Raw genomic sequence first — 24808 nt, forward strand, 5'->3', positions numbered from 1 at the left:
TCAGGCGACCCGGGTGCCCTGCGGCAGCTCCGCGGTCGGGACCCGTAGGCGATTCACCGCGACGACGACACCTGCCGCGCCCAGCAGCAGGTCGAACCCGAGCCCCCACGGCCACACCAGCTGGTCGGTGACCTCGACCGGTTCGACCGGGGAGTCGGGCCGGACCTCCCGCCCGTCCTCGTACACGAACTCGCTGCACCAGTCCTGCGGCCCCGTGTCACCCGTGCGCGCGTAACGGACGCCGTACTGCAGCATCGCGAGCATGTTGCCGTCGTTCGCCAGCTGCTCCACGTCGCCGTTGACGGCCTGCGCGTCGGCGACCACGACGAACGGGTTCGGGGCCAGCAGCCACCAGGTGCGTTCGCTGTGCCAGACGGGCATCTCGTGCGTCTGCCACTCGCACTCGGGTGCCGTGGTCTCCTCCCAGCCGTAGCCTGCCTCGACGTCCCACACGCGCACCTCCTCCGTGGTGCTGGTGGCGGGCACGAGCAGGCCGAACAGGATCGGCAGCGCCACCGTGATCGCGCCGATGGTGAGGTACGTCAGCACCGCCGACCCCGACGTCTTGCTCACCAGTGCCGAGAAACCCAGCCCGATGGCGCACACGACACCGAGCACCAGCGCCAGCATGAGCACTGTGGTGAGCAGCGCGAGCCAGTACACACCGCCGCCGACCAGCGCCCACACGAGGAACGGGATGCTCGCCACGAGGAACGCGAGCGCCGCGATCCAGGACGCTGCGAGCTTGCCGAGCACGATCTCCGCCGGTGACAGCAGGGTGACCTGCAACGTCGCGAGCGTCCCTGCGTTCCGGTCGCCGTTGATCGCACCCGACGACAGGGTCGGTGCCACCAGCAGGCCGAGGAACAGCACGAAGCCGACGACGATGCTGTAGATCGTCCCGCCGTAGGCGTCCTGGCCGGACAGGTACGGGTCGTCCGAGAGCATCCGGAACGCCCCGGTCGTCAGCAGGGTGATCAGGCCGACCACCACGAACCAGACGATCAGTGCGGTCTTCCACCGCGTGGACCGAACGCGCTGCCGCAGCTCGAGCACCGCCACGGTGCGCAGGCCGTGCCAGGACAGGGACCAGGTGCCGCGCCCGCGCGGCGCGCCGGGGGACGGCGCCGGCTCGACGACTTCCACGTCAACGCTCATCGTCGCTCCTCCTCGAGGGCCAGGTAGGCCTGTTCCAGTACGCCACCGGCCGGGGCGAGGCTCGACACGTCGATGCCGGCCTCGATCGCGGACCGCAGCAGCGCGGCGGCCGCCGCGTCGCCGGTCAGATCGACGAGCACGCCGGGGCCGTCGACCTCCTTGCGGTAGCCGGGGCCGTTCTCGTCCAGCCAGGACGCGAGGGCCACGGGGTCCAGCCCGGTCAGGCGCCACTCACGGGGCCGGTCGACGTCCGCGACGGATCTGGTGGCGACCGTGCGGCCGCCCGAGATGAACACCGCGTCGTCGGCCATCTCGTCGAGCTCGGTGAGCACGTGCGAGGAGACCAGGATCGTCTTGCCCTCGGCCGCGAGGCGACGGACGAGCACGCGCAGGTCCACGCGGGATCGCGGGTCAAGGCCCGAGGCCGGCTCGTCGAGGAGCAGGACGTCCGGGTCGTGCACCAGCGCGCGGGCCAGGCCGAGCCGCTGCTTCTGGCCGCGGGACAGGACGTGCGCCGGCTGGTCGGCCAGCTCGGAGAGGTGCACGAGCTCGAGCAGCTCGCTCGCACGGGACCGTCCCGCGGCCGCGTCCATCCGGTACGCCGCGGCGACGGTGGTCAGCACCTCGCGCGCCGTGAGCGAGTCCCACGTGCCGAAGACGTCCGGCATCCAGCCGGTCCGCGAGCGGGCCACGTAGTTCTGGGTCACCGGGTCCGCACCGCCGATCCGGATGCTGCCCGCGTCGGGCGCCAGGAGCCCCGCGAGCATGAGCAGGAGGGTCGTCTTTCCTGAGCCGTTGGGACCGATGAGCGCGGTGACTCGACCCGGTGTGGCAACCAGGTCGACGTCGGCCACGGCGTGCACCGGTCCGAACGAACGCCGCACGCCCTGCGCGCGGATACCACCGTCTGGTGTCATGCCCGGGACCTTAGCGCGGCCTGCGGCCGCGGAGCGCCAGCACTGGGGCGCGGCCTGGCTGCCGGTCGGGAAATGGCGTCGCAGGTCAGGCCGGGCACGCCTAGGTTGGACGCATGGCTGCCCACACGCCCCCATGGCTCAAGAAGGCGTTCGCCGCACCGAATGCCCTGTACCGGCACGGGATGGGCGGGATGCTCGGCAGGCGGTTCCTCCAGCTCACGCACGTGGGCCGGAAGACGGGGGTCGAGCACACCGTCGTGCTGGAGGTGCTCCGCTACGACAAGGAATCCGGTGAGGCAGTGGTGATCTCCGGGCTCGGCGAGGGCGCACAGTGGCTGCTGAACCTCCGGGCGAACGGGGCCGCCCGCGTCAGCTTCGGGCGTTCCCCACGCCGTGCGGAGGTCCGGCTGCTCGACACCGACGAGGCCGTCGCCGTGCTGACCCGCTACGAGCAGGGCTACGGGATTCTCCGACCCGTGCTGCGGAAGCTGCTCAGCCCGCTTGCCGGGTTCGACTACCGGGGCACGGACGAGGACCGCCGCCGGCTGGCCGAGACGCTGCCGCTGATCGCCTTCCGCCCGGCATGACCGGCAGGTAGCGCGGTCAGGCCCGACGCGCCTTGCCTCGCACGTCCAGCAGTGCCCGCTCGCCGAAGGCGACGTTCCGGTCGATGGTCACGTCGACCTCCGCTCCGGAGAACCGCAGCTCCAGGCGCCACTCGAACGGGGTACCGAGGAACACCATCCGGCCACGTAGCGTCGACTCGTCGGTCCAGGCGGCGGCGGTCGCGACATCGGCCGGCGCGCCAAGGAGCGAACAGGTTCCCTGGCTCCAATCCGCGTGCCCGAACCGCACGAAGTGGTCCAGCCCACCGATCGTGAAGGCCACCTCGGTCCTGCCGTACGCGTCGCGGCCCAGCGTGAGCGCGCTGACGTCCCGCGGGTTCGGCTCGAGCTCATAGGTCACGCCCCGCAGCGACTGCTCGATCGGGGTCGACGCGGCCCCGTCCGGCGTGGACAGTGCGAGCTCGAACGATTCCACGGTGCCCGGCCCGTCGAGCGGCGGCCCCCCGGTGGACACCTGGCGGGACCAGGCGTCGTCGGGCAGGAGCGTGTCCCACACCGCGTCGAGCACCGACTGCAGGTTCGTCAGGCCCGAGGTCATGGTGATGACCAGGTCCTTCTCCGGCCAGACCACGATGTACTGCCCGAACGCGCCGTCAGCCCGGTAGGCACCGTGGCGGCACTGCCAGAACTGGTAGCCGTAGCCCTGCTTCCACTCGGGCCATTCGTGAGGGCCGTTCGGGACCTGCTTCGACGTTGCCGCCGCCACCCACTCGGCCGGGACGAGCTGCTTCCCCTCCCACACCCCGCCCTGCAGGTAGAGCTGCCCGAACGCCGCCATCTCCTCCGTGGTGATCGACAGCCCGAAGCCGCCCGTGTCGATGCCGTCCGGGTCCTGCTCCCACGCGGCGTGCGTGATGCCGAGCGGCGCCAGCAGCCGCGGTGTCAGGTAGTCGAGCAGCCGCTCCCCCGTGAGCCCGTGCAGGATCGCGGACAGGAGGTAGGTCGCGCCCGTGTTGTAGACGAAGTGCGTGCCCGGCTCGTGCTCGACGGGCTGCGCAAGGATCGCGCGGGCCCAGCGGGCGCCCGGCAGGGAGATCGTGCGGTCGATGCCCTCCATCGTCGAGGCGCTGTGGCCTGTCGTCATGGTCAGCAGGTCCCGCACCCGCATCGCTCGGAGAAGCTCGCTCGGGTCGGCCGGGGCGTCGTCCGGCAGGAGGTCCAGCACGTGATCGTCCACCGTGAGGAGCCCTTCATGGACCGCCAACCCGACGGCTGTCGCCGTGAAGCTCTTGCTCACCGAGAACATCGTGTGCGGGCGGTCGACGGTGTGCGGGTGCCACCAGCTCTCCGCGATCACCTGACCGTGCCGCAGCACCAGCATGCTGTGCACGTCCTCAAGACGATCCAGGCGGTCGACCAGGCGCCGCACCGCAGCAGGGTCGACCCCCTCGGCCTCTGGGGTGGAGCGGGGCAGGATCCGCGACATGCTCGAGACACGTCCTTTCGCTCGGCGACGCGACATTCTTCCGCACCCTGTCCGACGCCGAAAGCAGGGCCCGCCATGCGGTCAGCCCAGCAGCAGCTCTCCCGCCACCTCGTCGAACACGATGTTCCCCGTCTTACGGAAGCCGCAGCGCAGGTAGAACTCCTCGGGCCCGTCCGGCCCCGGGACCCAGAGCACGGTGATGCGGTCGAGCCCGCGCCGCCTTGCCTCGTCGGCCACCTGTTCCACGGCGAACCTGCCGACCCCACGCATGCGCGCTTCACGTGCCACGTTGAGGCGCCAGATACCCGCCCGGAACTCCGGGATCTCTTCGTCAGGGTTCCAGTTCGCCATGACGAAACCGACTACCTCGTCGCCGTCGAGAATCACTCGGGGCCACGCGGTGGGATTGACGTAGGCCTCGGCGACCGACCAGGCGACCGGTGACACCGGTTCCACGTCGTCCGCCTGAGGGGGCAGCCGGAGTGCATCCGAAAGGTTGTCCACGGTGAGTTCCGCTAGCTGCAGGTTGGCCATACCCGAAGCCTTCCACGAGCCACTGACACTGCGAGGTCGGCGTGTGTCCCCGCTTGCACCATTGGCCCGCGCCTACGGCCTCGCCGTGCGCCGGCCCCCACGCGCGGCGACCTCCGCCGCCTGCTCCCGCATGGTCGCGGTCGTCAGGCTCACCCAGCGCGCGACGACCGTCAGCTCCTCGCCGGAGAACTGCTCCGTGACCAGCGCCATGGCCTCCTGCATCTCCGCCACAGCCCTGTTCACCTGCGGGGATGCAGGTGCCGTCGCCTCGATCACGAGCTGCCGCCGGTCGGTCTGGTGCCGTGCCCGTCGGGCGTAGCCCGCCTGCTCCAGCCGGTCCACGAGCCCCGTCACGGCGCCGGCCGTGAGCCCTGTCCGGTCCGCGAGCTCCCTCGCGGACATCGGCCCGTCCCGGCGGATGACACCGAGCGCCTTGTGGTCCGCCGCGGAAAGTCCCATCAGTGCGCCGAGCGCCTCGTGGAACATCACGACGGCGTCGCTCAGCTCGGCGCCGAGCCGGGCACCGGCCGCAGCGGGGTCGGCATCAGGGGCGGGGTCGGTGGCCGCCGTCGGGGCGTGGTCAGGTGTTGACATCCTCCCATTGTGCACCTCACCATACTGTTTAGCGGGCTGAATCATTTAGTCAATCAAACGGAGGACGCCATGGCTTCCCGCACAACGACCGCACCACCCCGCGCCCGGGCCGAGGCCGTCGAGATCCTCGCCGACGCCTGGCGCTTCTTTGTGCAGCACTACCCGATCATCCTTGCCTTCGGCGCCCTCGCCTCCGCCCAGCGTTTTCTCGCCGTGAGCGGTACCGCGGACTGGGCCGGCGGGGTGGGTGGCGAGCTGTTCACTGCGGCTGCCCGACTCGCCTTCGTCGCCTGGCTCGCCCGGACCCTCCTGCGCGATCGGCCGGTCGAGTGGGCGGGAGCCGGAGCACGATGGTCCGCATGGGCCTCGAGACACCGGGCCACGCTGCTGGCCAGCGCCGGTCTGCTGCTCCTCTTCCTCATCGTCTTCAAGGCGATCCCCGACGCCCTGGCCGGCCGGGTGGCCGGCATCAGCGAGTCCGCCTGGATGTCCTGGGAGCTCGCCATCAAGAACGTCACGGTCATCCCGTTCACGATGGTGTGGATGACCGTGCTGCTCGCCGTCCGGCCGATCGGCCACGCAGCCGCTCACGAGCCTCCGTCAGAGCCAGACCACTGACATCCGGACGATCAGTCCGCGACGACCTCTACCTCGTAGCCGTCCGCGTTCTCCAGGTAGGCGGCGTAGTGGTCCGGGCCACCGGCGTGCGGATGCCGGTCGGGGAACAGCAGCGCCCAGCCATGGGCAGGCGCTGCGCCGACGAGCCCGTCCACCTCGTCACGTGTGCCGCCGTGGAACGCGAGGTGGTTGAGCCCGGGTGCGAGGCGGTCGTGGGCGTCGGCGGCAAGCGCGGGGCTCTGCTCGATGACCACGTACGTGCCGTCGCAGATCCAGCTCACGCCTGCGCCCCAGCGCTGATGCTCGGTGTAGCCGAGCGTGGTGAGGAGCCAGCCCCACGACCGCTCCGCGCGCACCAGGGACGGGACCCACAGCTCGACATGGTGCAGACGGCCACGACTCATGGGGCTGCCGCCGCGATGACTCGCATGAGGCTGCGATGCAGCGCCTTGAGCTCCTCGGCAGACATGCCCAGTCGAGCCATGATCGCCGGCGGCACGAGCAGCGCCTGCTCGCGCAGCGCGCGACCGGCTCCCGTGAGCTCGACGGCGAGCGCCCGTTCGTCGCGCGGATCGCGGCGTCGCGTCACGTAGCCGATCGCCTCGAGCCGCTTGAGCAGGGGCGACAGCGTGCCGGGGTCGAGCTGCAGCAGTCCGCTGAGCTGCTTGACCGAGAGTGGCGAACCCTCCCAGAGCGCAAGCATGACCAGGTACTGCGGATGGGTGATGCCCATCGGCTCGAGGAGCGGCCGGTACAGCGCGATGACGCTGCGCGAGGCGACGGCGAGAGCGAAGCACACCTGGCGGTCGAGGGCCAGGAGGTCCTCGGATGCCCCGGCGGCGCCGTCGGCAGGGACACCCTCCGGGACTTCCGCACGGGGCGTCACCGGGGCGGCGGTTCTGGATGTGACGGTCATGTGGCTCCTCTCGATGTTGACCAGGCTAACAGTTTGCAGGCAAACTATTGGTACACCAAGCAAATGGAGGAACGGCATGCCGAACAGTGACGGCCTGACCCTGGGGTACCGCGTCAAGTGGCGGCTGAACTGGCTGCTGCTGCACGTGGCAGGGCCCGCTGAGCAGGCCGACGACACCGATCCCCGGCGCCGGATGGAACGCGAGCGCGCCGCACGCGTTGCGCGCTACCGGGCCGAGCAGGCGGACCGCTGAACGTTCAGTGCCCGGCGGCGGTCAGCAGGTCGCGCGACAACGGCGCGAGGGGGTAGCTCGTGACCGGGTCGGCAGGATCGATCCACACGAGTTCCTCGAGCTCTGCCTGGACGGCGATCTCGGTGCCGGGCCGCAGGCGCACACGATAGGCGTACGCGTCGACGACGTGGTCGGGCTCGTTCGCGGCGGGTGCCCCGAACCGGCCGAGGGTCTCCACGTCGGCCGGCTCGAGCCGCACCCCGACCTCCTCCTCGAACTCCCGAAGCAGCGCCGCCAACGGCTCTTCGCCGGGCTCGATCTTGCCGCCCACCTGCATGAAGGCATGAGTACCCCGCTTGCGGACGAGCAGATGCCGCCCGTCCGAACGTTCCACGACGGCCGCGACGATGCGGAGCGTCGTGACCGGGCCCGCCGCGCCAGCCGCACTCACGTCTGGTCCACGATCTCTTCGATCACCGTTCCACCGAGCACCTGCACCACGAGCGGCACACCCACCATGCCGGCCGACGTGATGTCCGGGTCGTCGGCAGACGGCTCGTCGTAGAAGTCGGGCCCGTCCGCCGACGGCGCCGTGCCGGCCGTGCTCGCACTCGCGGGCGCCGAGGCACCGCCACGCGGTTCGGCGGGGGCACCGTTCGCCGCGCGCGCACGCCGCTCGTTCGCCTGTCGTAGCGCCTCCCGTGCACCGCCTGCCCCCGACATCGGGGCACTCGCGGGAACCGGAGCCTGGTCCTCGTAGACGGGCTCGGGCTCCGGCATGTCGTAGTCGGCGGGCGGCTCGGCCGCAGCAGCACCAGAGAGCCAGGCCTCGTCGGCAGCACTCGCTGCGGACGGCGGGCTGGCGGCAGGCCGAGAAGGTTCCGGACGTCCACGCTCGGGACCAGACGGCTCGGGCCTGGAGGGCTCAGGACGTTCAGCGACGGCGACACCACCCTGAGCCGGTGCCATCGCCGAGGCCGACGACGCGGCAGGTGGCCTGCTGGGTGCGGCCGTCATCGCTGCCGGGCCTGCTGCCGGGCCCGCGCCGGAGGGCTCGTCGACCGTGGCGGCCGACGCCGAGGCCGTAGCGACACCGCCCGGCGGAGGGACTTCAGGCCAGTCGGACGCCGGAGCGGCAGCGGGCGCCGGCGTCTCCCGCCGAGGCTCGCCGGCCGACGAGGCCGCGCCGCCACCCGCCGGCGCGCCACCCGCCGGCGCTCCGCCCGAGCCGCGGCCCGAGCCACCGCCCGCGGACGGTCCACCACCTCCGGGCGGCCCTTCGTCGAGCGTCGCCTCGACCCGGACGCGGATGCCGAGCGTCTGATACACCGCTTCTTCCACAGCGCTGGTGTGCCGCGCGTTCGAAAAGGTGCGCGCCAGGCCGGGAGCCGCGAAGCCCAGCTTCAGCGTGTTGCCCTCGAGGGCTGCGACCTGCGCGTTCGGACCAACGAGCGACCACGTCACGCGGGCGGCGGCGAGTGCGCCGAGCACCTCGGGCCAACGCCGCCGGACCGTCTCCGTCGTCACCCCGGGCTCGACGTCCTGGGAAACCGCCGGAACAGCCGCCGAAGCGGGTACCTCCGGGGCCGACGCCGCTGGAGCCTGCTGCGCTGGTGCGGCCTGCTTGCTGACCGGCGCCGGATCCGGCTCCGGCCCCGGGGCAACGGGTGCTGGTTCGGCGGCTGTCGACGGCGCCGGTGCGACCTCGGGCGCCGGCTCCGCTGCGGCGGGAGGAGCCACGGGAGCCGGCTCCGACACCGGAGTCGGCGCCGGAGCGGCCGGAGCCTGTTCCTGGGTAGCCGGCGGCTGGCCCGGCTCGCCCCGATTCTTGCGCGCGTCGAGCACCGCACGTGCGGCGGCGGCGCCGGCGAGCCCGGCCGTCGTCGGCCCACCTGCCGGTTCGCGGTCCGGAGCTGCGTCCCGGCTCTGCACCGCCGTGGCGGTCGGGGCGGACCCGCCGGCAGCGACCGCGCCGCCCCGTTCGAGCCGGTCGATGCGCGCGGCGAGTCCCGCGGCGCCGTCGTCGGCCCCTGGCAGGAGCAGGCGAGCGCACAACAGCTCCAGGTGCAGGCGCGGCGACGTGGCGCCGGTCATCTCCGTGAGCGCCGCGTTCACCAGATCGGCTGCCCTCGACAGCTCCGCCACCCCGAGCCGCCCGGCCTGGGTCCGCATGCGGTCGAGCTGATCTGTGGGGATGCCCCGCAGCACGGCGCTGGCGGCGTCACCCGAGACGCCGATGACGATGAGGTCGCGCAGGCGCTCCAGCACGTCCTCGACGAACCGGCGCGGCTCGTGCCCCGTCGCGATGATCTGGTCCACGACCCGGAAGATCGAGCCACCGTCACGGGCGGCGAGCGCGTCCACGACGTCGTCCAGCAGGGTCGCGTGCGTGAAGCCGAGCAGGCCGACGGCCAGGTCGTAGTCGACGACGCCGCCGCTGGCGCCCGCGATGAGCTGGTCCATCACGGACAGGGAGTCGCGGACCGAACCGCCGCCCGCCCGGGTGACCAGCGGGAGCACACCAGCGCCCACCTCGACCCCCTCGGCGCCGCACAGCAGCTCGAGGTACGGCGACAGCACGTCCGGCGGCACGAGCCGGAACGGGTAGTGGTGCGTCCGCGACCGGATGGTGCCGATCACCTTGTCCGGCTCCGTGGTCGCGAAGATGAACTTGATGTGCGGCGGCGGCTCCTCGACGATCTTCAGCAGAGCGTTGAAGCCCTGCGGCGTCACCATGTGCGCCTCGTCGAGGATGAAGATCTTGTACCGGTCGCGAGCCGGGGCGAACGTGGCCCGCTCGCGCAGGTCGCGCGCGTCGTCCACACCGTTGTGCGACGCCGCGTCGATCTCCACCACGTCGAGCGACCCCGAACCGCCACGCGCCAGCTCGACGCACGACGGGCACTCACCGCACGGGGTGTCGATCGGCGACTCGGGCGTGTTCTTCGCGCAGTTGAGCGTGCGGGCGAGGATGCGTGCCGACGTCGTCTTTCCGCAGCCTCGTGGACCGCTGAAGAGATAGGCGTGGTTGACCCTCCCGCTGCGCAGGGCCTGCATGAGGGGGCCCGTGACATGGTCCTGGCCGATCACCTCGGCGAACGTCTCGGGCCTGTAGCGGCGGTATAGGGCGGTGCTCACCCCCGCAACGATAGACGGCCTCACCCACACTCGGAGGACGGCCATCCACAGTGGTCCCCACCCGGCGCCTGCGGGCCTTGCCTCCGGTAAATGTTATCGACTAACATTTTGGGGTGCCCACACCCCGCACCCTTCGCACCCGGGCCCGCATCCTCGATGCCGCGCTCGACCTCTTCGAGCGCCAGGGCTACGACGCCACCACGGTGAACCAGATCGCCGACGCAGCCGGCATCACCCCCATGACGTTCTTCCGGCACTTCCCCACCAAGGACGCGGTGCTGGTCACCGACCCCTACGATCCCCTCATCGCGGAGGCTGTCGGCGCCCAGCCGGCCGGCCTTCCTCCTCTGGAACGAGTGCGGCTCGGCCTGCTCGCCGCCCTCGGCGACATCACGCCCACCGAGGATGCCACCGCGAAGCGTCGCGTCGCCCTCGTCGCACAGTCCCCCTCGCTCCGCGCCGCAGCGGCGATCGGCACCGAAGCCACCCAGCAGGCGATCGTCGAGCGGCTCGTGGCCGACGGCGTCGACCGCCTCAACGCCGCCATCGCCACCGCCGCCTGCCTGGCCGCCACCACCGCGGCCCTCCTCGCCTGGGGTACCGCGCCCGACGACCTCTCGGTCCTCGTCCGCCGCGCCCTCGCGCAGCTCGCGCCGGCAGGAGCCACTCCATGACCGCCCTCCTGCTCGACGACGTCTCGCACACCTTCGGCGCCCGGACCGCCCTCGACCACCTCACACTGTCGGTAGCACCCGGTCAGGTCACGGCCCTGATCGGCCTCAACGGCGCCGGCAAGACGACGGCGCTCCGTGCGCTGGCCGGCCGTCTGCGGCCCACCCGTGGCACGGTCCGGGTACTGGGTCACAACCCGGCTGACCTGCCCAGCAACGTCGCGATGCGGTTCGGCCACGTGGTCGAGACCCCCCTGGTCTACCCCGAGCTGACCGTCGCCGAGAACCTCCGCTGCGCCGCAGGGCTGCACGGCCTGCCGACGCGCGCTGCCCGGCAGACGGCGAGTGCCGCCGTCGGGCAGATGGGGCTGGATCCCTGGCGGCTCGCGCGGGCCGGAACGCTCTCGATGGGCAACCGCCAGCGCCTCGGGATCGCGTGCGCGACCCTCCACGGGCCGACCGCATTGATCCTCGACGAGCCCACCAGCGCGCTCGACCCGCAGGGCGTGGTCCTGGTGCGTGAGCTGGTCCGCGGCCTGGCCGACGTCGGCGCGGCGGTCCTCGTCTCGAGCCACCACCTCGACGAGGTCGCGCGGATCGCCGACGAGATAGTGGTGCTGCACGCCGGCTGCGACGTCGGTCGCCTGGAGCCAGGCGGCACCGACCTGGAGCAGCGATTCTTCGCCATGGTGCTCGACGCCGACACCCGAGCCGCGACCGACACCAACGCCCAGACCCCAGGAGGCCGAGCATGACCGGCGTCGCCCGCCTCAGGACAGCCCTGTCCGTCGAGGCCCTCAAGCTGCGCCGTTCCGTCGTGGCGCGCCTTGCGACCGCGCTGCTGGTGGTGCTGGTGCCGCTCGGGAGTGTCGGGATGGTGGCGCTGGCCCGCTCACCGCGGGCCGTCGGCCCGACGGCGGCCAAGCTCGCCGACTATGCGACCGGCGACCTCGCCACGACGCACCTGCTGGTGTGCGCCCAGGTCCTGTCCGTCGCCGCGCTTGCAGCGGGCGGGTTCTTCGTCGCGTGGTCGTTCGGCCGGGAGCTGGAGACCGGCACCGCGGGCGCGCTGTTCGGCCTCGCCGTGCCGCGGGGCACGATCGCCCTGGCCAAGTGCCTGGTCGCGCTGGCGTGGGTCGCGGCGTGCGTGGTGCTGACCGTCGCCGTGACGGTCGCGGCGTCGGCCGCTGTCACTGCCGCCTCCGGCGAGACCTTCGGCCCGGGGGCCTGGGCGGGCGCCTCGACAGCCCTCGCCGCCGGCCTTCTCGGCGGCGGCCTGGCCCTGCCGTTCGCCTGGGTGGCGACCGTGACGCGAAGCCAGCTCGGCACCGTCGGTGCGCTGGTCGGCGTCGTCGCACTCACGCAGATCGTGGTGCTGCTCGGCGGCGGCTCATGGTTCCCCTACGCCGCGCCGTCCCTCTGGGCGGGCATGGGTGGGCCGGAGGCCGCGGCTGCCGTCGGCCTGCCCCACCTCCTGCTCGCCACAGCCGTCGCGCCCGCCGCGATCCTCGCGGTCAGGCACGCCTGGCGGCACCTCACGAACGTGTAGTCAGCTCATCGCCGCAGCGCACGCCTCGCCAGCGAGTTCCCCAGCCACTGCACCGCCTGGACGATCAGCACGATGATCACCACGACGACGGCGGTCACCGCCCAGTCGTACTGCCGGTAGCCGTGCACGATCGCGAAGTCGCCCAAGCCGCCTGCGCCCAGGTAGCCGCCGATCGCGGACATGTCGAGCACGCCGACGAACAGGAACGTGTACCCGAGGATCAGGGGCGCGAGCGCCTCGGGGACCAGCACCGTCCGTACGATCCGGAAGGGTGAGGCGCCCATGGCCCGGGCGGCCTCGACCACGCCGGGGTCGATGGAGACGAGGTTCTGCTCCACGAGCCGCGCGAAGACGAACGTCGCCATGAAGCACATCGCGAACGTGAACGCCTCGATGCCGATCGTCTTGCCGATGACGGCGCGGGTCAGCGGGCCGAGCGCCACCAGGAAGATGATGAACGGCACCGGCCGCACCACGTTCACCGCGAGGTTCAGCACCGCGAACACGAACCGGTGGCCGAGCAGGTTCCCCGGCCGCGTCAGGTACAGCCCGAGGCCGAGCGCGAGCCCGAGGAACCCGCCCACCAGCAGGGTGATCAGCACCATGAAGGCGGTCTGACCCGCGGCCCCCCACAACAGCGGCGTGAGCCGCTCCCAGTCCCCGCTCATGCGGCTGCCCTCCCGTGGTCGTCCACCCAGGTGACGTCGCGCAGCGCCGCCACCGAGGCCTCCACGGCGGCCGGGTCACCGACCAGCTCGACGGTCAGCGACCCGTACGGCCGCTCGGCGACCTCGGTGATGCCACCGAAGACGACGGTCCCGTCGACGCCGTGCTCGCGCAGCGTGCGCGTCAGCACTGCCGACGACCCGGCCACCTCGTCCACGCCCACCGTCACGATGTGCCCGGTGTGCCGGGCCCGCAGGCGCTCCAGCACTTCCGGCGACGGCCGGTCGCGCAGCGCGGTGGCGACGAACCGCCGGGTGACGTCGTGGGCGGGCGCGCTGAACACCTGGTATGCCTGCCCCACCTCCACGACACGACCCCGGTCCATCACCGCTACGCGGTGACAGATCGAGCGGACCACGTCCATCTCGTGCGTGATCACGACGACCGTGACGCCGAGCTCGCGGTTGACCCGCTGGAGCAGATCCAGCACGTCGCGCGTGGTCTCGGGGTCGAGGGCGGACGTCGCCTCGTCCGCCAGCAGGATCCGCGGGTTCGTGGCGAGCGCGCGGGCGATGCCGACGCGCTGCTTCTGCCCGCCCGACAGCGCGGACGGGTGGACGCCGGCCTTCTCCGACAGGCCGACGAAGTCGAGCAGCTCGACCACGCGCGCCTCCCGCCGCGAGCGCGACCAGCCGGCCACCTCGAGCGGGTAGGCGACGTTCCCGGCGACCGTCCGTGAGGCGAGCAGGTTGAACTGCTGGAAGACCATCCCGATCCCCGCGCGCACCGGGCGCAGCCGGGACTCGTTGAGGGCGGCGAGCGCGACCCCGTCGACGATCACGTCCCCGCCGGTGGTGCGCTCCAGCGCGTTGATCAGGCGGACCAGGGTGGACTTCCCGGCACCCGAGTGCCCGATGACGCCGAAGATCTCGCCCTCATGGATGTCGAGGGTGACATCGGAGACGGCACGCACCTCCGCACCACGCCGCCGGCCCGGGAACACCTTGGAGGCGCCCTCGAACCGCACGATGCTGCTCGTCGCAGCTCCTGTCGCGGCAGACATCAGGACGCGTCCGCCTGAATGCCGGCCAGGATCTCCTGCAGCTCCGCGGCCGAGTTGTCCTTGATGACGCCGGTGTCGCCCGAGGCCTCCAGCACGCCCTTCTCGACCTCCGGGGAGTGGTAGATCTCGACGAGCTGCTGGAACACCTCGTTGTCGGCGTCGTCCGAGCGGGCGGCCCACACGTTGATGTACGGCGCGGCCGCGGCGGAGTCCGGGTCGTCCGAGTAGATCGCGTCGTCGGAGGTCAGACCGGCGTCGCCCACGAAGTCGTTGTTGATGATCGAGGCATCGACGTCCTGGAGGGCGAGCGCCGTCTGGGCGGCGTCGACCGGGGTCACGCTCACGCGCGACTCGTCCTCGAGCACGTCGGCCGGCGTGGAGAACGCGGTCCCGCCGTCGCGCAGGGCGATCAGGCCGGCCTCCTGCAGCACGAGGAGCGCGCGGGCCTGGTTGGTGTCGTCGTTGGGGATGGCGATCTCCCCGCCCTCCGGGATGTCCTCGATGCTGTCGTGCGCCTGCGAGTAGAGGCCCAGCGGGTAGACGGCGGTCGCGGCGATCGGCGTGAGGTCCTGCCCGGAGGCCGTGTTGTAGCCGGCGAGGAACTGGAGGTGCTGGAACTGGTTCAGGTCGAGGTCGCCGTCGGTCAGGCCCTGGTTGGGCAGCTGGTAGTCGCTGAAGTTCACCAGCTCGACGGTGATGCCCTCCTGCTCGGCCAGGTCGGTGAACGTGTCCCAGTAGGCGTCGCCGGTGTTGACGACGCCGATCCGGACCGGGTCCTCGCTGGTACCGGCGGCGGCCGTGACGTCGCCGGCGCCGCAGGCGCTCAGCGAGAGGGTGGTGACGACGGCGAGGCCGGCGGACAGGGCAGCGGTGAAGCGAGACATGGGGGTCCTCTCGGGACGCACGGGCAGGGGAATGCCGGTGCTCAGGGCTGTGGGGCTACGTCTGGCGTAGACCGAGGTATGACGGCGGCGGGCCACGGCCATCAGCAACGTGGCGAGCTCGCGGGACGGTGCGGGGCGGTCCTCAGCGGATCGCGGGAACGTGCGGCGCTGTCAGCGCTCGCACATTCGCCCGCCGCGCACGCGGCCGCCACACATGGCGTCGCGGCAGGTGCGCGACGTCGTGGCTGCGGTCCAGGTGCGGGTCATACGGACATCGTGCGGCACTGCACGACGTCGAAGCGAATCGCCTCGGGGAAAATCCCACGATCTGGACGAAAACCTGTCCACATGGTGGAGAGGAGCCGAAATCCGGGAAATAAAGGACCCCCCGCACACCCACCAGAGCTCACTTACCCTTGCTGCCTTCCGGCCCTGGGGGAGTTCGGCGAGGTGGTGCCGCACGAGGGGTCTGCCCCAAGCCTAACCGATCCGGACACCCTGGCCCAACCACGCCGGACCCGCTGTACGACACCTCACAGCGCCGTTCCGCGCTCCGATTCGTTGTCCGAGCGCGGCGTCCGGTATCCTCGTCAGGCCGCGCCAGACTACGGTCCAGCGGCCGCGCGCCCGCCGTGTGTGGTGCGCGAGGAGGATTCGCCTAGTGGCCTATGGCGCACGCTTGGAAAGCGTGTTGGGTTAACGCCCTCGGGGGTTCGAATCCCCCATCCTCCGCAGTGTGATGAGTCGGGACATCGTTCATAGATGTCCCGGCTCATTGCTTTGTGACGACGTGGACCGCGGCCGGGACCGGAGTCGTCGCCGCACCACGCGATCTTCCGCGCGCCATGCCATCTTCCGCGGTTCGACCGGCTCTTCGGTGGAAGATGGCGTGGCACGCAGAGAATGGCGTGCGGACCGGGTCGATGGTGTTGGTGGCCAGGGCCCGACGGGCCTGAAATCAGCGCCGCGCAGTTGCCAGAGGCCCGGAACCGTTGGAATTCCACCAGTTCCGGGCCTCTTGTCGTTCGTCAGCTCAGACGGTGAACGACCCGGTACGCGAGTACGGCACGCCGTCCACGTAGACCCACGACCCGTACGCGCGCAGCCATTCGCCGCCGTTCGACAGCTCCAGGACGCCGTCCTTCTGGCCGGACACCTGGATCTCCCGACGCTCGACCAGGTGCACGTCACCGTTCGGCAGGACGATCCGGTGCACCGGCACCCCCTCGTTCACGAACTTGTCGCCGTCGACGACCTTCAGGTGCTTCCCGTCGAGGACGTAGCACGTCGTGCTCATCGCGTTCCTTTCGTCACCCCGCGCGCCTCGTGCGTCGGCGGGGTTGTCATCGAGACCTGCGGCGCCCCTCTGGCACCCGGACCGCCCAGTATGCCCTTGATGTACCGCTTCACCCGTCAGACGGTTCGTCATAACGCCGGTAGCCCGCAGCCATCGGCCCGGACGGGTCGATGCTCTGCAGGATGGCCTCGCTGATCGCCGCGAGCTGCTCGGTCTGCTCCGGGGTGAGCGCGTCGACGACGTGCCGACGCACCGTTGCGACGTGCCCAGGTGCCGCGACGCGCATCTTCGCCCGCCCGTCGGCGGTGAGCTGCGCGTTGGTGACCCTGCCGTTCTCCCGGGAGGGCACGCGCTCGACGAACCCGCGCTCCTCCAGGCGCTGCACGACGTGCGAGAGCCGCGACAAGGTCGCGTTCGTCGCCGCGGCCAGCTCGGCCATCCGCAGGGTCCCGCCGGACGTCTCGGACAGCACCGCCATGACGAAGTACTCGAAGTGAGTCATGCCGGAGTCGCGCCGCAGCTGGCTGTCGAGAACCCCGGGGAGCAGCTCGAGCACGGCCACGAAGCGAACCCACGCCGCCATCTGGCGACGGTCGAGCCACGGGGTGTCGTTCATCTCGCCAGGTTCCCACGTGACGGTTGAAGCTTCAATTCACCCGTGCTAGCGTGCCCGCGAAAGTTGAAGCGACAACTTGATTCACCCCCAGCACTGCCCTTCACCAGCCAGAACAACCCCTGGAGATACCCATGAAGTTTCCGTGGACCAAGGACCTCGCAGTGCTCGTCGCCCGTGTCGCGATCGGGGCGGTACTCATCGCGCACGGTGCCCAGAAGTTCTTCACGTTCGGGATAGCCGGAACCATCGACTCGTTCGCCGGCATGGGCATCCCCGTCCCGCAGGCCGCCGCGCTCTTCGCCGCGGTGGTCGAGCTGGTCGGTGGCGCCGCACTGGTCCTCGGCGCCGCCACCCCCGTCGTCGGCCTCCTGGTCATGCTGAACATGCTCGGGGCGCTCGTGCTGGTGCACCTCGGCAACGGCGTGTTCGTCGACCAGGGTGGCTTCGAGCTCGTCGCAGCGCTCGGCGCCGGCGCGCTCGTCCTCGCGGCCACCGGGCCGGGCGCGTGGAGCGTCGACCACCTGGTCGGACGCACGCTCACGGCACGCCGTGCGCAGGCGACGTCGGCGGCCTGAGCCCGGCAATTCGCCCATACGTCACACAGCGTTATGGACACGCTCACCTCGCTCTGGTCGGGTGAACGGGCATCAGTTCCCTGACCTGGAGGAGAACCCATGTCCATCACCCCCGGCAGCACCCCCGGCATCTCTCGCCGCACCATGCTCACGGCGGCAGGCGCCATGGGTGCGCTCGGTGCGTCGGCCGCGCTGGCGACTCCTGCCGCCGCCGAGAGCCCCCGAGCCGGAAAGCCGGTGATCGGTCGTGCGCGGGGCGAGCTGCTGCACGCCATGAGCTTCAACATCCGCTACGACCGGGTGGGCCAGACGCACCCGGGAGAGCCCGACTACTGGCCGGAGCGCGCGCCGCTCACCATCGAGTTCCTGCGGCTGGAGCAGCCGACCGTCCTGGGTGTCCAGGAGGTCCTGTTCCACCAGCTCTCCGCGGTCGAGGAGGGTCTGGGCCGGCACTACAAGATGGTGGGCTTCGGGCGTGACGGCGGTGCGGGCGGCGAGTACTCCGGCATCTTCTACGACGCCCGCCGCCTGACCGTGAAGTGGTGGGACCAGCTCTGGCTGTCCGACACCCCGAAGGTCATGGGCTCTGCGACCTGGGGCAACTCGGTCACCCGGATCGTCACCTGGGCCGAGCTGCACGACACCGTGACGGGTCGCGACTTCGTCCACATCAACTCGCACTTCGACCACCAGTCGGAGAACGCGCGCCTGCGGAGCGCCCGGGTCGTCCAGGACCTGGCGGCGGAGGCCGGCCTCCCCGTCGTCTTCACCGCAGACGTCAACGCGGCAGCCGAGAGCTCGGCGCCGTACGACGCCCTGGTCACCGAGGGCGGCCTCCAGGACACCTGGCTCGCCGCCGACCGGCAGCTCACCCCGTACGCAGGGACGTTCCCCGGTTACGGGACGCCGGACCCGAACGGGACCCGGATCGACTGGATCCTCGCCACGCCCGGTGTCGAGGTCCGCTCGGCGGCGATCAACACCTGGACCAAGGACGGCCGCTTCCCGAGCGATCACACCCCGGTCCAGGCGCTGCTGAAGATCTGACGCCCGGCGCCCCGATTCGCCGAGTGCAGACTTCGTTGCATGCCGATTCAGCGAGTGCAGACTTCGGCGCGGCTAGCCGCCCTCTCACCGCAGCGAAGTCTGCACTCGGCGAGTCGGGCCGCACCGAAGTCTGCACTCACGGGTGACCGCTCAGCGGATCTCAGGCACGACGGCGGGTGACCAGCACCGCGCCGATCGCCACAGCGCCGAGCACCAGCCCGGCACCGCCGAGCCAGCGGCCCACGGGGTCCACGGCCGGGTCCACGGCCGGGTCCGCTGCGGCGGCCTCGGCACCGGCGGCGGCACCGGCCTCAGCACCGGCACCGGCGGCGCCGTCCGACGCCGCGGCACCGTGGTGCCCCTCACCCGGCTCGCCGGCGGTGGTCATGAACACAGGTGCAGGAGCCTCGGGCTCCTTGCCGTCGTCGGTGGCGAGGTCGTCCCAGTCGACGACGGTCCCGTCGGTGTACGTCTGATGGGCGGGGAGCACGACGGTGGTGCCCTCCTCCGGCAGCGCCCCGACCCGGACCGCGAACTCCTGGTATTCGTGCGGCGGGACCTCGTGCCCCTTCTCCGCGGTCCAGGTCACGCGTGCCGGCGCCTCGGAGACGGTCGCACCCTCGACCTCGAACGGCTCGTCGAGCTGTTCCACCTCCACCTCCACGTCCCAGCCGGGCAGGGCGCGCGGGGTGACGCTGAGGAACGGGGTGTCGGCGGGCAGGTCCACCACGAGCTTCTCCGTCGACGCCGACTCCGACTCGGTCGGCACGCGGAACGTGAGGCTCGCGTAGCTCTCGGCGGCCGTCGTGTCGGGGTTCACCGTGACGTGTGCGGAGGCGACGGTGGGCAGCAGCACCACCAGGACGGCGGTTGCGGGAACGGCCGCGAGGGCGCGGCGGGCGGGCAGGCTGAAGCGAGTCATGTACTCGGTCCTTCGGTAGGGGGAGCGGTGAGGGCGTACGGCAACGCACCTCCCGCCCGACTCCCTGGGTCCCCGTGCACCACGCAGCGGAGCGAGGAGCTTCATGGGGTGGGGCCGTCAGGCCGCGAGGTCCATCGCCAGTGCCGATGACGGCGGCCCGCGCTCCGGTGCGACGTGCACGTCCACCGGACGCACCGGGGTCTCCGACCCCACGAACACCGGGACCCGCCGGACCACCGGGAGCCACAGCGGCCGCACGGCGAGCGGCCGGACCAGCCACGACGCGAGCAGCCAGACACCGCGCTCCACCCCGACGAGCAGCCCGACGGACACCACCGTCGCCAGGGTGTGCCAGGCCAGCATCCCCGGGTCGATACCCGCGGGGCTCCCGCCCGCGCAGGCGTCGGCCGCCAGCGCAGCGGTGAGTGGTTCGGCCGGGTGGGCGTGCGCTCCGCCGTCGGGCAGCGTGGCCGGCGCGCAGGCGCCGCCGAGGAACGAGAAGACCTGGTGCAGGGCGTACTGCCCGAGGCCGGCGAGGGCGAGACCGCCGGGCCAGCGGATCTGCCGCCGCACGGCCAGCGTGGTCACCACGAGCAGCAGTGCTCCGAGCAGCGTGACCACCCCGGGTGGCGGGAGGTGGCCGCCGGCCTCGAAGTGCGCGGTCAGGGCGAGCGCGAGCACGACCACTGCCCACAGGAGCGCGCGGCCGAGGCCCACAGCTCCTGAGGACGGGGTCAGCACAGCACCGACCCTAGCCCTCGTTACTTGGCCGGCCGTACCGTGTCGGCGTCATCCGAGGCCGGCTTGATCCGCGGCTCCGGCTCGATCGTGTCCACCGGCACACAGCCCTCGGCGTTCGGCAACGGCTGGTCAGCGGCCACGTCGACGTCTTCGATGTCGAGGGGCGGGTCGAAGTCCTCGCCGATGAGCAGGTCGATCGCCGAACCGGTCCGGTCGTCGAGCACCAGCCGCATCGTCGGGAACTGGGCGGCGAGCGTGTACGCCTGCACGATCCCCTTCGCGCCGAACCGGATCTCGGACTCCTGGAGCGGGTCGGGCACGTTGCCCTTCTCCATGATGCTGAAGCCGCGCTCCGCAAGGACCGTCTCGTGCGCGCCGGCCAGTCCCGGCTCCGCCGAAGCGTTGAGCAGCCGGACGTCGACCTGCGTGTACGCGACCGGGAGGGCGCCGTCCGGCTGCCCCTCCACCGCGGGAAGGCAGGGCACCGGATAGGTCTTCTGCGCCGACGCGCCGACCGTCGTGAACGGCCGGTTGAACGGCGAGCTGATGGCACCCGAGTACACCGCGAGCGCGAAGATGCCACAGACCGCCAGGAACGCGATGAGCACACCGAAGACCACGGCCTGGCGCTCGTGCTCTCGGCGACGGCGCTCTACACGCGCCTGGTCGTACCCGGGGGTTGTCACTCGTCGAACCTACCTGAGGTCAGCGGATGATGAGCACGCGAGCGTGCAGCACTGGACGTTGTTGCAGGGCGGCGCGGACGGCACGGTGCAGACCGTCCTCGAGGTACAGGATGCCCTCGTACTCGACGACGTGGGCGAACAGGTCGCCGTAGAACGTCGAGTCCTCCGCGAGAAGCGTATCGAGGTCGAGCGTGCGCTTGGTGGTCACGAGCTCGTCCAGGCGCACCTGGCGCGGGGGCACGTCGACCCAGTCGCGGGTGCGTGAACGCCCGTGCTCGGGGTACGGGCGGCCGTCTCCTACGGCCTTGAAGATCATCGGTCCATCCTCACTGGACTCGGCGGGGCGCGGTCGGGGGCGGCGGTGAGAACCCTGCCTGCTGGCACCGAACGGCGCCCCGAACCCTACCGGACGGAGAGTGCGGATGACAGCCACACCCTCCGCCCGGCGTCGTCAGTTGCTCTGCAGGTCTCGCCGCCGGAACCCGAGGAACGCGAGCACCAGCAGCACGACGGTCACCCCGGCGAGGCCGGCCATGTTCGCCGCCTCCGGCGCCTCGCCGAACCCCGCGGGGAGCCAGTCCAGCGGTGAGACCGCCTCGGCCCCCTCTGGCAGGTCGAAGACCGCACCGAACATGCCGACCACGAACGAGTACACGAGCAGCAGCCACGCGGCGGACGCGAGGCGCGGCACCCACGCGTACAGCACCGCGGCGAGGCCCAGGTACACCAGGAGCGCCACGGAATAGGTCCAGAACACGTCGGTGTACGCGCCCAACCCTGGTTCTCCCATGCCGACCTGAGCGGCTCCCGCCCACATCGCGTAGACGCTCACCGCCACGAGGGCCACCGTGCTCAGCCCCACGACGAGGAGGTGCGCGCCGAACCAGCGCGAGCGGGACACCGACAGCGCGAGCACCACCTCGGCCCGCCCTGCCGCTTCCTCCGCCTTGGCACGGCCCGACAGGACGATCGCGTACGCGGCACAGGTCAGCGCGGCGAACAGCATCATGGCGCCCAGGAAGCCGTCGCGGAACACCGCGGGGTCCGTGCCACCGAACACCGCCTCGAACAGCTCGTTGTCCGCTGCGCCGGAGGCTCCCATCTCCAGGATCTCGGGCAGGAGGGTGCCGGAGGCGTACCACATCACCGCCATCCCCAGCGCCGTCCACAGGAAGGCCGACCGCTGCTGCCGCCACGCGAGGGCGAGCGGGCTCCGCAGGCTCGGCGAGGCCTCCGCGCGTCCGCCGCGGGTGGCGACGAGGCCGCCGCCGAAGTCGCGACGCGACGCGAGGAAGGCGGCGAGCGCGAGCAGGAGGAGGATCGCCACGACCGAGAGGGCGGTGGGCCACCAGCGCAGGTCGACGAAGGCTCGCATCTGCTGCGCCCAACCGATGGGCGAGAGCCAGGACAGGAGACTGCCATGCGGCTCCTGGATGTCACCGGCGGACCGGAGCACGAGGGCCAGGCCGTACGCAGCGAGGCCGATGCCCGTCGCGCCGCGGCCGTGCTCGGTCACCTGGCAGGCCACGACGGCGACGGCCCCGAACACCATCGCGGCGAGGCCGGACCCGACCGTGAGACCGAACGAGTCCGCGAGCGGCAGCTCTCCCCCGCTCGCGCCGGTGAGCGCGAGCGCCGAGACCACCGCGATGACGGCGTTCACGACGAGCAGCGTGACGATGGCAGCCACCGCTGGTGCGTGGCGCCCGACCGGGGCTGCTCGCACCAGCTCGGACCTGCTGCTCTCCTCCTCGGCACGGGTGTGTCGCACCACGTGCAGCACGCTCATGATGCCCAGCGCGAGGACCACCCAGGTGATTCCCTCGTTGGCGATGGCGACGCCAACGGTGTAGTCCTCGATGCCGTAGCCGGGGCCACCCATGACGATGCCCGCCGGCGTCTGCATCACGAGCGCACGCGCGGCGAGGGCCTGTGGCCCCATCGCGTCCAGCGCGACGGCGAAGTACGCGTAGAAGGCCACGACGGACAGCGTCCACACGCTGAGCCGCACGCGGTCGCGGCGCAGCATGAACCGGACCAGCCGGCCCGTTCCCGTCAGCGTGGACCCGGACGCCGGCCGCAGGGCTGCCGGCGCCACCGCGACGGCGGTCACCGTGCACCCGCCGTTCCGCGAGCCACCTTGGCCGCGCCGTCCGACGGCTCGGTGCCGGGCCCTGTAGCCGGGGCTCCGGGCAGCACGTCGCCGTAGTGCCGCATGAAGAGCTCCTCGAGCGACGGCGGCGCCGCAGTGAGGCTGTGCAGGCCGAGCGCAGTCAGCTCGGACATGGCCGCCCCGACCTGGGCGTTGTCGACGTCGAAGGTCACACGGGTGCCACCGTCGGCCGGAGCGGCGACGAGGTTGTGCACGCCGGCGACCCGCTCGACGCCGGCCGGGTCGCCCGCGACCACCGCCGTCACGTTCGACCGCGTCAGGTGCCGCAGCTCGTCCAGCGTGCCGGACTCCACCGACACCCCGTTGCGGATGATCGTCACGGTGTCGCACACCTTCTCGACCTCGTGCAGGATGTGGCTGCTGAGCAGGACGGACGTGCCCTGCGCTGCGGCCTCGCGCACGTACTCGGTGAACACGGCCTCCATGAGGGGGTCGAGGCCCGAGGTGGGCTCGTCGAGGATCAACAGGTCCACGTCCATGGCGAACGCGGCGACGAGGGCGACCTTCTGCCGGTTGCCCTTGGAGTAGGTGCGGGCCTTCTTGGTGGGGTCGAGCTCGAACCGCTCCAGGAGGTCGGCCTTGCGCTTCTTGTCGACCTTGCCGCGCAGCCGGCCCAGGAAGTCGATGGCTTCGCCGCCGGCCAGGTTGGGCCACAGGCTGACGTCGCCAGGCACGTAGGCGAGGCGCCGGTGCAGGGCGACGGCGTCGCGCCAGGCCTCCCCGCCGAACAGGCGGGCCGTGCCCGAGTCGGCACGCAGCAGCCCGAGCAGGACACGGATGGCCGTGGACTTGCCGGCCCCGTTGGGTCCGAGGAACCCGGCGACCTCGCCGGGCCGGACGGTCAGGTGCAGGCCGTCGAGGGCCTGGACGCTGCCAAAGGACTTGTACAGGTCGTGGATCTCGATCGCTGGTGTCGCGGTCATGGCTCGCTCGCTCTCTGACGTCGGAAGGGGACGTTGCAGGGCAGCGCTCGTCGGACCGGCGGGTGCCGGTCAGCCTGGAGCAGGCGCGGGCACTGCCTCGTCCGGCGGCGGGTCCGACACGTACAGGAGGTAGTCGTCCAGCATGCGCCGGGAGGTGAGGAAGCCCTCCGAGAACAGCTCCATCATCGGCAGATAGCTGTTCGCGAGGTAGTCGCGGACGATGGTCACGAGGTCGCTCGGGTCCGACGGCGGGCTGAGCGTCACCTCGAGGAGCAGCGCACCGAGCGCGGAGAGCGTGAGGTAGCGGGCGCGCGCGGCTTCGTCCCGGCTGGGCACGATGACGCCCGCAGCGACGCCGTCCCGCGTGTAGTCCACCGCGTCGACGACCATGTGGTCGATGAACTCGCGGGCGAGCGCGCTGCCGTCCTGCATCGACCGCAGGACGTACCCGACGATGGGCGCGTTCTCCTCGGCGGCGGCGAACTTGTGGAAGAAGCTCTGGCCCGCTGCGGCGTCGGCGACGTTCTCCCGCTTGAGCCGGCGGATCGCGGCCAGCAGGTGCGCGTCACACTCGGCGCGCAGCTTCTCCTTCGACCCGAAGTGGTGCATCACGAGGCCTGCACTCACCCCGGCGTCGGCCGCGATGGCGCGCACCGAGGCGCCGAACCCCTCCACCGCGAACCGGTGGACCGCAGCGTCGCGGATCCGGGCCCGCGCGGTGCGGTCGGCGTCGGCAGGTACGCCGTTGCCCGACGGCGGGGTGGCCCCCGTCCGCCCTTCCGGACCGCTGGCTGAACGCATGTTCAATATGCTAACCACGCGTTCAGCCCGGTGTC

Annotated in this window: 29 protein-coding genes, 1 tRNA gene and 1 other RNA gene; 9 read left to right on the plus strand and 22 right to left on the minus strand. The window is 71.5% G+C overall.

What is annotated here, in order from left to right:
- Both ACFS27_RS09010 and ACFS27_RS09015 read right to left on the minus strand, forming a co-directional pair.
- The gene (locus ACFS27_RS09010; protein WP_377182097.1) at positions 1-1158 is read right to left on the minus strand and encodes an ABC transporter permease; all 1158 of its coding nucleotides are present in this window, start codon (positions 1156-1158) and stop codon (positions 1-3) included.
- On the minus strand, positions 1155-2075 hold the full coding sequence (locus tag ACFS27_RS09015) for an ABC transporter ATP-binding protein (RefSeq protein ID WP_377182099.1): 921 nt from the start codon (positions 2073-2075) through the stop codon (positions 1155-1157). The genes ACFS27_RS09010 and ACFS27_RS09015 overlap by 4 nt, the downstream gene beginning before the upstream one ends.
- Positions 2076-2188: 113 nt before the next feature.
- Here ACFS27_RS09015 and ACFS27_RS09020 point away from each other — a divergent pair, with 113 nt between their 5' ends.
- Entirely contained in the window at positions 2189-2662 is a 474-nt protein-coding gene (locus tag ACFS27_RS09020; protein ID WP_377182101.1) for a nitroreductase family deazaflavin-dependent oxidoreductase, read from the plus strand.
- A gap of 16 nt (positions 2663-2678) precedes the next feature.
- On the opposite strand, the gene ACFS27_RS09025 is transcribed toward ACFS27_RS09020, so the two are convergent.
- The 3 genes from ACFS27_RS09025 to ACFS27_RS09035 all read right to left on the minus strand — a co-directional run bounded on the left by ACFS27_RS09025 (position 2679) and on the right by ACFS27_RS09035 (position 5255).
- Positions 2679-4127, minus strand: a complete 1449-nt coding sequence (locus ACFS27_RS09025; protein WP_377182103.1) for a serine hydrolase domain-containing protein — start codon at positions 4125-4127, stop codon at positions 2679-2681.
- Positions 4128-4208: 81 nt separating this feature from the next.
- Positions 4209-4661 (minus strand): GNAT family N-acetyltransferase, encoded by a 453-nt coding sequence (locus ACFS27_RS09030; protein WP_377182105.1) that lies wholly within the window; start codon positions 4659-4661, stop codon positions 4209-4211.
- Between the two features lie 72 nt (positions 4662-4733).
- Positions 4734-5255 carry a MarR family transcriptional regulator gene (locus tag ACFS27_RS09035; protein ID WP_377182107.1) on the minus strand — a complete coding sequence of 174 codons (522 nt, stop codon included), beginning with the start codon at positions 5253-5255 and terminating at the stop codon, positions 4734-4736.
- Between the two features lie 69 nt (positions 5256-5324).
- Between ACFS27_RS09035 and ACFS27_RS09040 the strand changes: the two genes are divergently transcribed.
- The gene (locus tag ACFS27_RS09040) at positions 5325-5873 is read left to right on the plus strand and encodes a hypothetical protein (protein WP_377182109.1); all 549 of its coding nucleotides are present in this window, start codon (positions 5325-5327) and stop codon (positions 5871-5873) included.
- Positions 5874-5884: 11 nt separating this feature from the next.
- On the opposite strand, the gene ACFS27_RS09045 is transcribed toward ACFS27_RS09040, so the two are convergent.
- Together ACFS27_RS09045 and ACFS27_RS09050 are read right to left on the minus strand one after the other, a co-directional pair.
- Complete coding sequence (locus ACFS27_RS09045; RefSeq protein ID WP_377182111.1) at positions 5885-6277, minus strand: VOC family protein; 393 nt, start codon at positions 6275-6277, stop codon at positions 5885-5887.
- Positions 6274-6789: a MarR family winged helix-turn-helix transcriptional regulator gene (locus tag ACFS27_RS09050; protein WP_377182113.1), complete on the minus strand. Its 516-nt coding sequence runs from the start codon at positions 6787-6789 to the stop codon at positions 6274-6276. The genes ACFS27_RS09045 and ACFS27_RS09050 overlap by 4 nt, the downstream gene beginning before the upstream one ends.
- A gap of 76 nt (positions 6790-6865) precedes the next feature.
- On the opposite strand from ACFS27_RS09050, the gene ACFS27_RS09055 reads away from it, so the two are divergent.
- A complete protein-coding gene (locus tag ACFS27_RS09055) occupies positions 6866-7042 on the plus strand; it encodes a hypothetical protein (protein ID WP_377182115.1) in 177 nt (58 codons plus the stop codon).
- Positions 7043-7046: 4 nt separating this feature from the next.
- On the opposite strand, the gene ACFS27_RS09060 is transcribed toward ACFS27_RS09055, so the two are convergent.
- Together ACFS27_RS09060 and ACFS27_RS09065 are read right to left on the minus strand one after the other, a co-directional pair.
- Positions 7047-7472 (minus strand): NUDIX hydrolase, encoded by a 426-nt coding sequence (locus ACFS27_RS09060; protein ID WP_377182117.1) that lies wholly within the window; start codon positions 7470-7472, stop codon positions 7047-7049.
- Entirely contained in the window at positions 7469-10159 is a 2691-nt protein-coding gene (locus ACFS27_RS09065; RefSeq protein ID WP_377182119.1) for a DNA polymerase III subunit gamma and tau, read from the minus strand. Before ACFS27_RS09065 ends, ACFS27_RS09060 begins: the two co-directional genes overlap by 4 nt.
- A 113-nt stretch (positions 10160-10272) precedes the next feature.
- On the opposite strand from ACFS27_RS09065, the gene ACFS27_RS09070 reads away from it, so the two are divergent.
- Genes ACFS27_RS09070 through ACFS27_RS09080 form a run of 3 tightly spaced genes read left to right on the plus strand, consistent with a single transcriptional unit; the run spans position 10273 to position 12379 of the window.
- Positions 10273-10833 carry a TetR/AcrR family transcriptional regulator gene (locus tag ACFS27_RS09070; protein WP_377182121.1) on the plus strand — a complete coding sequence of 187 codons (561 nt, stop codon included), beginning with the start codon at positions 10273-10275 and terminating at the stop codon, positions 10831-10833.
- Positions 10830-11585, plus strand: coding sequence for an ABC transporter ATP-binding protein (locus tag ACFS27_RS09075; RefSeq protein ID WP_377182123.1), 756 nt, complete (start codon positions 10830-10832; stop codon positions 11583-11585). The genes ACFS27_RS09070 and ACFS27_RS09075 overlap by 4 nt, the downstream gene beginning before the upstream one ends.
- Positions 11582-12379: an ABC transporter permease gene (locus ACFS27_RS09080; RefSeq protein WP_377182126.1), complete on the plus strand. Its 798-nt coding sequence runs from the start codon at positions 11582-11584 to the stop codon at positions 12377-12379. Before ACFS27_RS09075 ends, ACFS27_RS09080 begins: the two co-directional genes overlap by 4 nt.
- A 5-nt stretch (positions 12380-12384) precedes the next feature.
- Here ACFS27_RS09080 and ACFS27_RS09085 read toward each other — a convergent pair whose 3' ends face one another.
- From ACFS27_RS09085 to ffs, 4 genes are all read right to left on the minus strand, one after another.
- Positions 12385-13047 (minus strand): methionine ABC transporter permease, encoded by a 663-nt coding sequence (locus tag ACFS27_RS09085; protein WP_377182128.1) that lies wholly within the window; start codon positions 13045-13047, stop codon positions 12385-12387.
- A complete protein-coding gene (locus ACFS27_RS09090; RefSeq protein WP_377182130.1) occupies positions 13044-14108 on the minus strand; it encodes a methionine ABC transporter ATP-binding protein in 1065 nt (354 codons plus the stop codon). The genes ACFS27_RS09085 and ACFS27_RS09090 overlap by 4 nt, the downstream gene beginning before the upstream one ends.
- The gene (locus tag ACFS27_RS09095) at positions 14108-14992 is read right to left on the minus strand and encodes a MetQ/NlpA family ABC transporter substrate-binding protein (protein WP_377182132.1); all 885 of its coding nucleotides are present in this window, start codon (positions 14990-14992) and stop codon (positions 14108-14110) included. The genes ACFS27_RS09090 and ACFS27_RS09095 overlap by 1 nt, the downstream gene beginning before the upstream one ends.
- A 376-nt stretch (positions 14993-15368) precedes the next feature.
- An RNA gene (gene ffs, locus ACFS27_RS09100) (signal recognition particle sRNA small type) lies at positions 15369-15465 on the minus strand.
- A 174-nt stretch (positions 15466-15639) separates the two neighbouring features.
- On the opposite strand from ffs, the gene ACFS27_RS09105 reads away from it, so the two are divergent.
- Positions 15640-15724, plus strand: a tRNA-Ser gene (locus ACFS27_RS09105).
- Positions 15725-16025: 301 nt separating this feature from the next.
- On the opposite strand, the gene ACFS27_RS09110 is transcribed toward ACFS27_RS09105, so the two are convergent.
- Positions 16026-16289: a hypothetical protein gene (locus tag ACFS27_RS09110; protein ID WP_377182134.1), complete on the minus strand. Its 264-nt coding sequence runs from the start codon at positions 16287-16289 to the stop codon at positions 16026-16028.
- 109 nt (positions 16290-16398) lie between these two features.
- Entirely contained in the window at positions 16399-16905 is a 507-nt protein-coding gene (locus tag ACFS27_RS09115; RefSeq protein WP_377182136.1) for a MarR family winged helix-turn-helix transcriptional regulator, read from the minus strand.
- A gap of 131 nt (positions 16906-17036) precedes the next feature.
- Here ACFS27_RS09115 and ACFS27_RS09120 point away from each other — a divergent pair, with 131 nt between their 5' ends.
- The gene (locus ACFS27_RS09120; protein WP_377182138.1) at positions 17037-17480 is read left to right on the plus strand and encodes a DoxX family protein; all 444 of its coding nucleotides are present in this window, start codon (positions 17037-17039) and stop codon (positions 17478-17480) included.
- 99 nt (positions 17481-17579) lie between these two features.
- Positions 17580-18527 carry an endonuclease/exonuclease/phosphatase family protein gene (locus tag ACFS27_RS09125; RefSeq protein ID WP_377182140.1) on the plus strand — a complete coding sequence of 316 codons (948 nt, stop codon included), beginning with the start codon at positions 17580-17582 and terminating at the stop codon, positions 18525-18527.
- A gap of 160 nt (positions 18528-18687) precedes the next feature.
- Here ACFS27_RS09125 and ACFS27_RS09130 read toward each other — a convergent pair whose 3' ends face one another.
- From ACFS27_RS09130 to ACFS27_RS09160, 7 genes are all read right to left on the minus strand, one after another.
- Positions 18688-19449 carry a YcnI family copper-binding membrane protein gene (locus ACFS27_RS09130; RefSeq protein ID WP_377182142.1) on the minus strand — a complete coding sequence of 254 codons (762 nt, stop codon included), beginning with the start codon at positions 19447-19449 and terminating at the stop codon, positions 18688-18690.
- Between the two features lie 117 nt (positions 19450-19566).
- The gene (locus ACFS27_RS09135) at positions 19567-20190 is read right to left on the minus strand and encodes a hypothetical protein (RefSeq protein WP_377182144.1); all 624 of its coding nucleotides are present in this window, start codon (positions 20188-20190) and stop codon (positions 19567-19569) included.
- A 20-nt stretch (positions 20191-20210) separates the two neighbouring features.
- Positions 20211-20876, minus strand: a complete 666-nt coding sequence (locus tag ACFS27_RS09140) for a LytR C-terminal domain-containing protein (RefSeq protein WP_377182146.1) — start codon at positions 20874-20876, stop codon at positions 20211-20213.
- Between the two features lie 19 nt (positions 20877-20895).
- Positions 20896-21192 (minus strand): type II toxin-antitoxin system VapB family antitoxin, encoded by a 297-nt coding sequence (locus tag ACFS27_RS09145; protein ID WP_377182148.1) that lies wholly within the window; start codon positions 21190-21192, stop codon positions 20896-20898.
- 135 nt (positions 21193-21327) lie between these two features.
- The gene (locus ACFS27_RS09150; protein WP_377182150.1) at positions 21328-22989 is read right to left on the minus strand and encodes an ABC transporter permease; all 1662 of its coding nucleotides are present in this window, start codon (positions 22987-22989) and stop codon (positions 21328-21330) included.
- Positions 22986-23972 carry an ABC transporter ATP-binding protein gene (locus ACFS27_RS09155; protein ID WP_377182152.1) on the minus strand — a complete coding sequence of 329 codons (987 nt, stop codon included), beginning with the start codon at positions 23970-23972 and terminating at the stop codon, positions 22986-22988. The genes ACFS27_RS09150 and ACFS27_RS09155 overlap by 4 nt, the downstream gene beginning before the upstream one ends.
- A gap of 69 nt (positions 23973-24041) precedes the next feature.
- The gene (locus tag ACFS27_RS09160; protein WP_377182154.1) at positions 24042-24773 is read right to left on the minus strand and encodes a TetR/AcrR family transcriptional regulator; all 732 of its coding nucleotides are present in this window, start codon (positions 24771-24773) and stop codon (positions 24042-24044) included.
- Between the last annotated feature and the right edge of the window lie 35 nt (positions 24774-24808).

The organism is Promicromonospora vindobonensis, assembly GCF_042685865.1.
GTDB lineage: Bacteria > Actinomycetota > Actinomycetes > Actinomycetales > Cellulomonadaceae > Promicromonospora > Promicromonospora vindobonensis.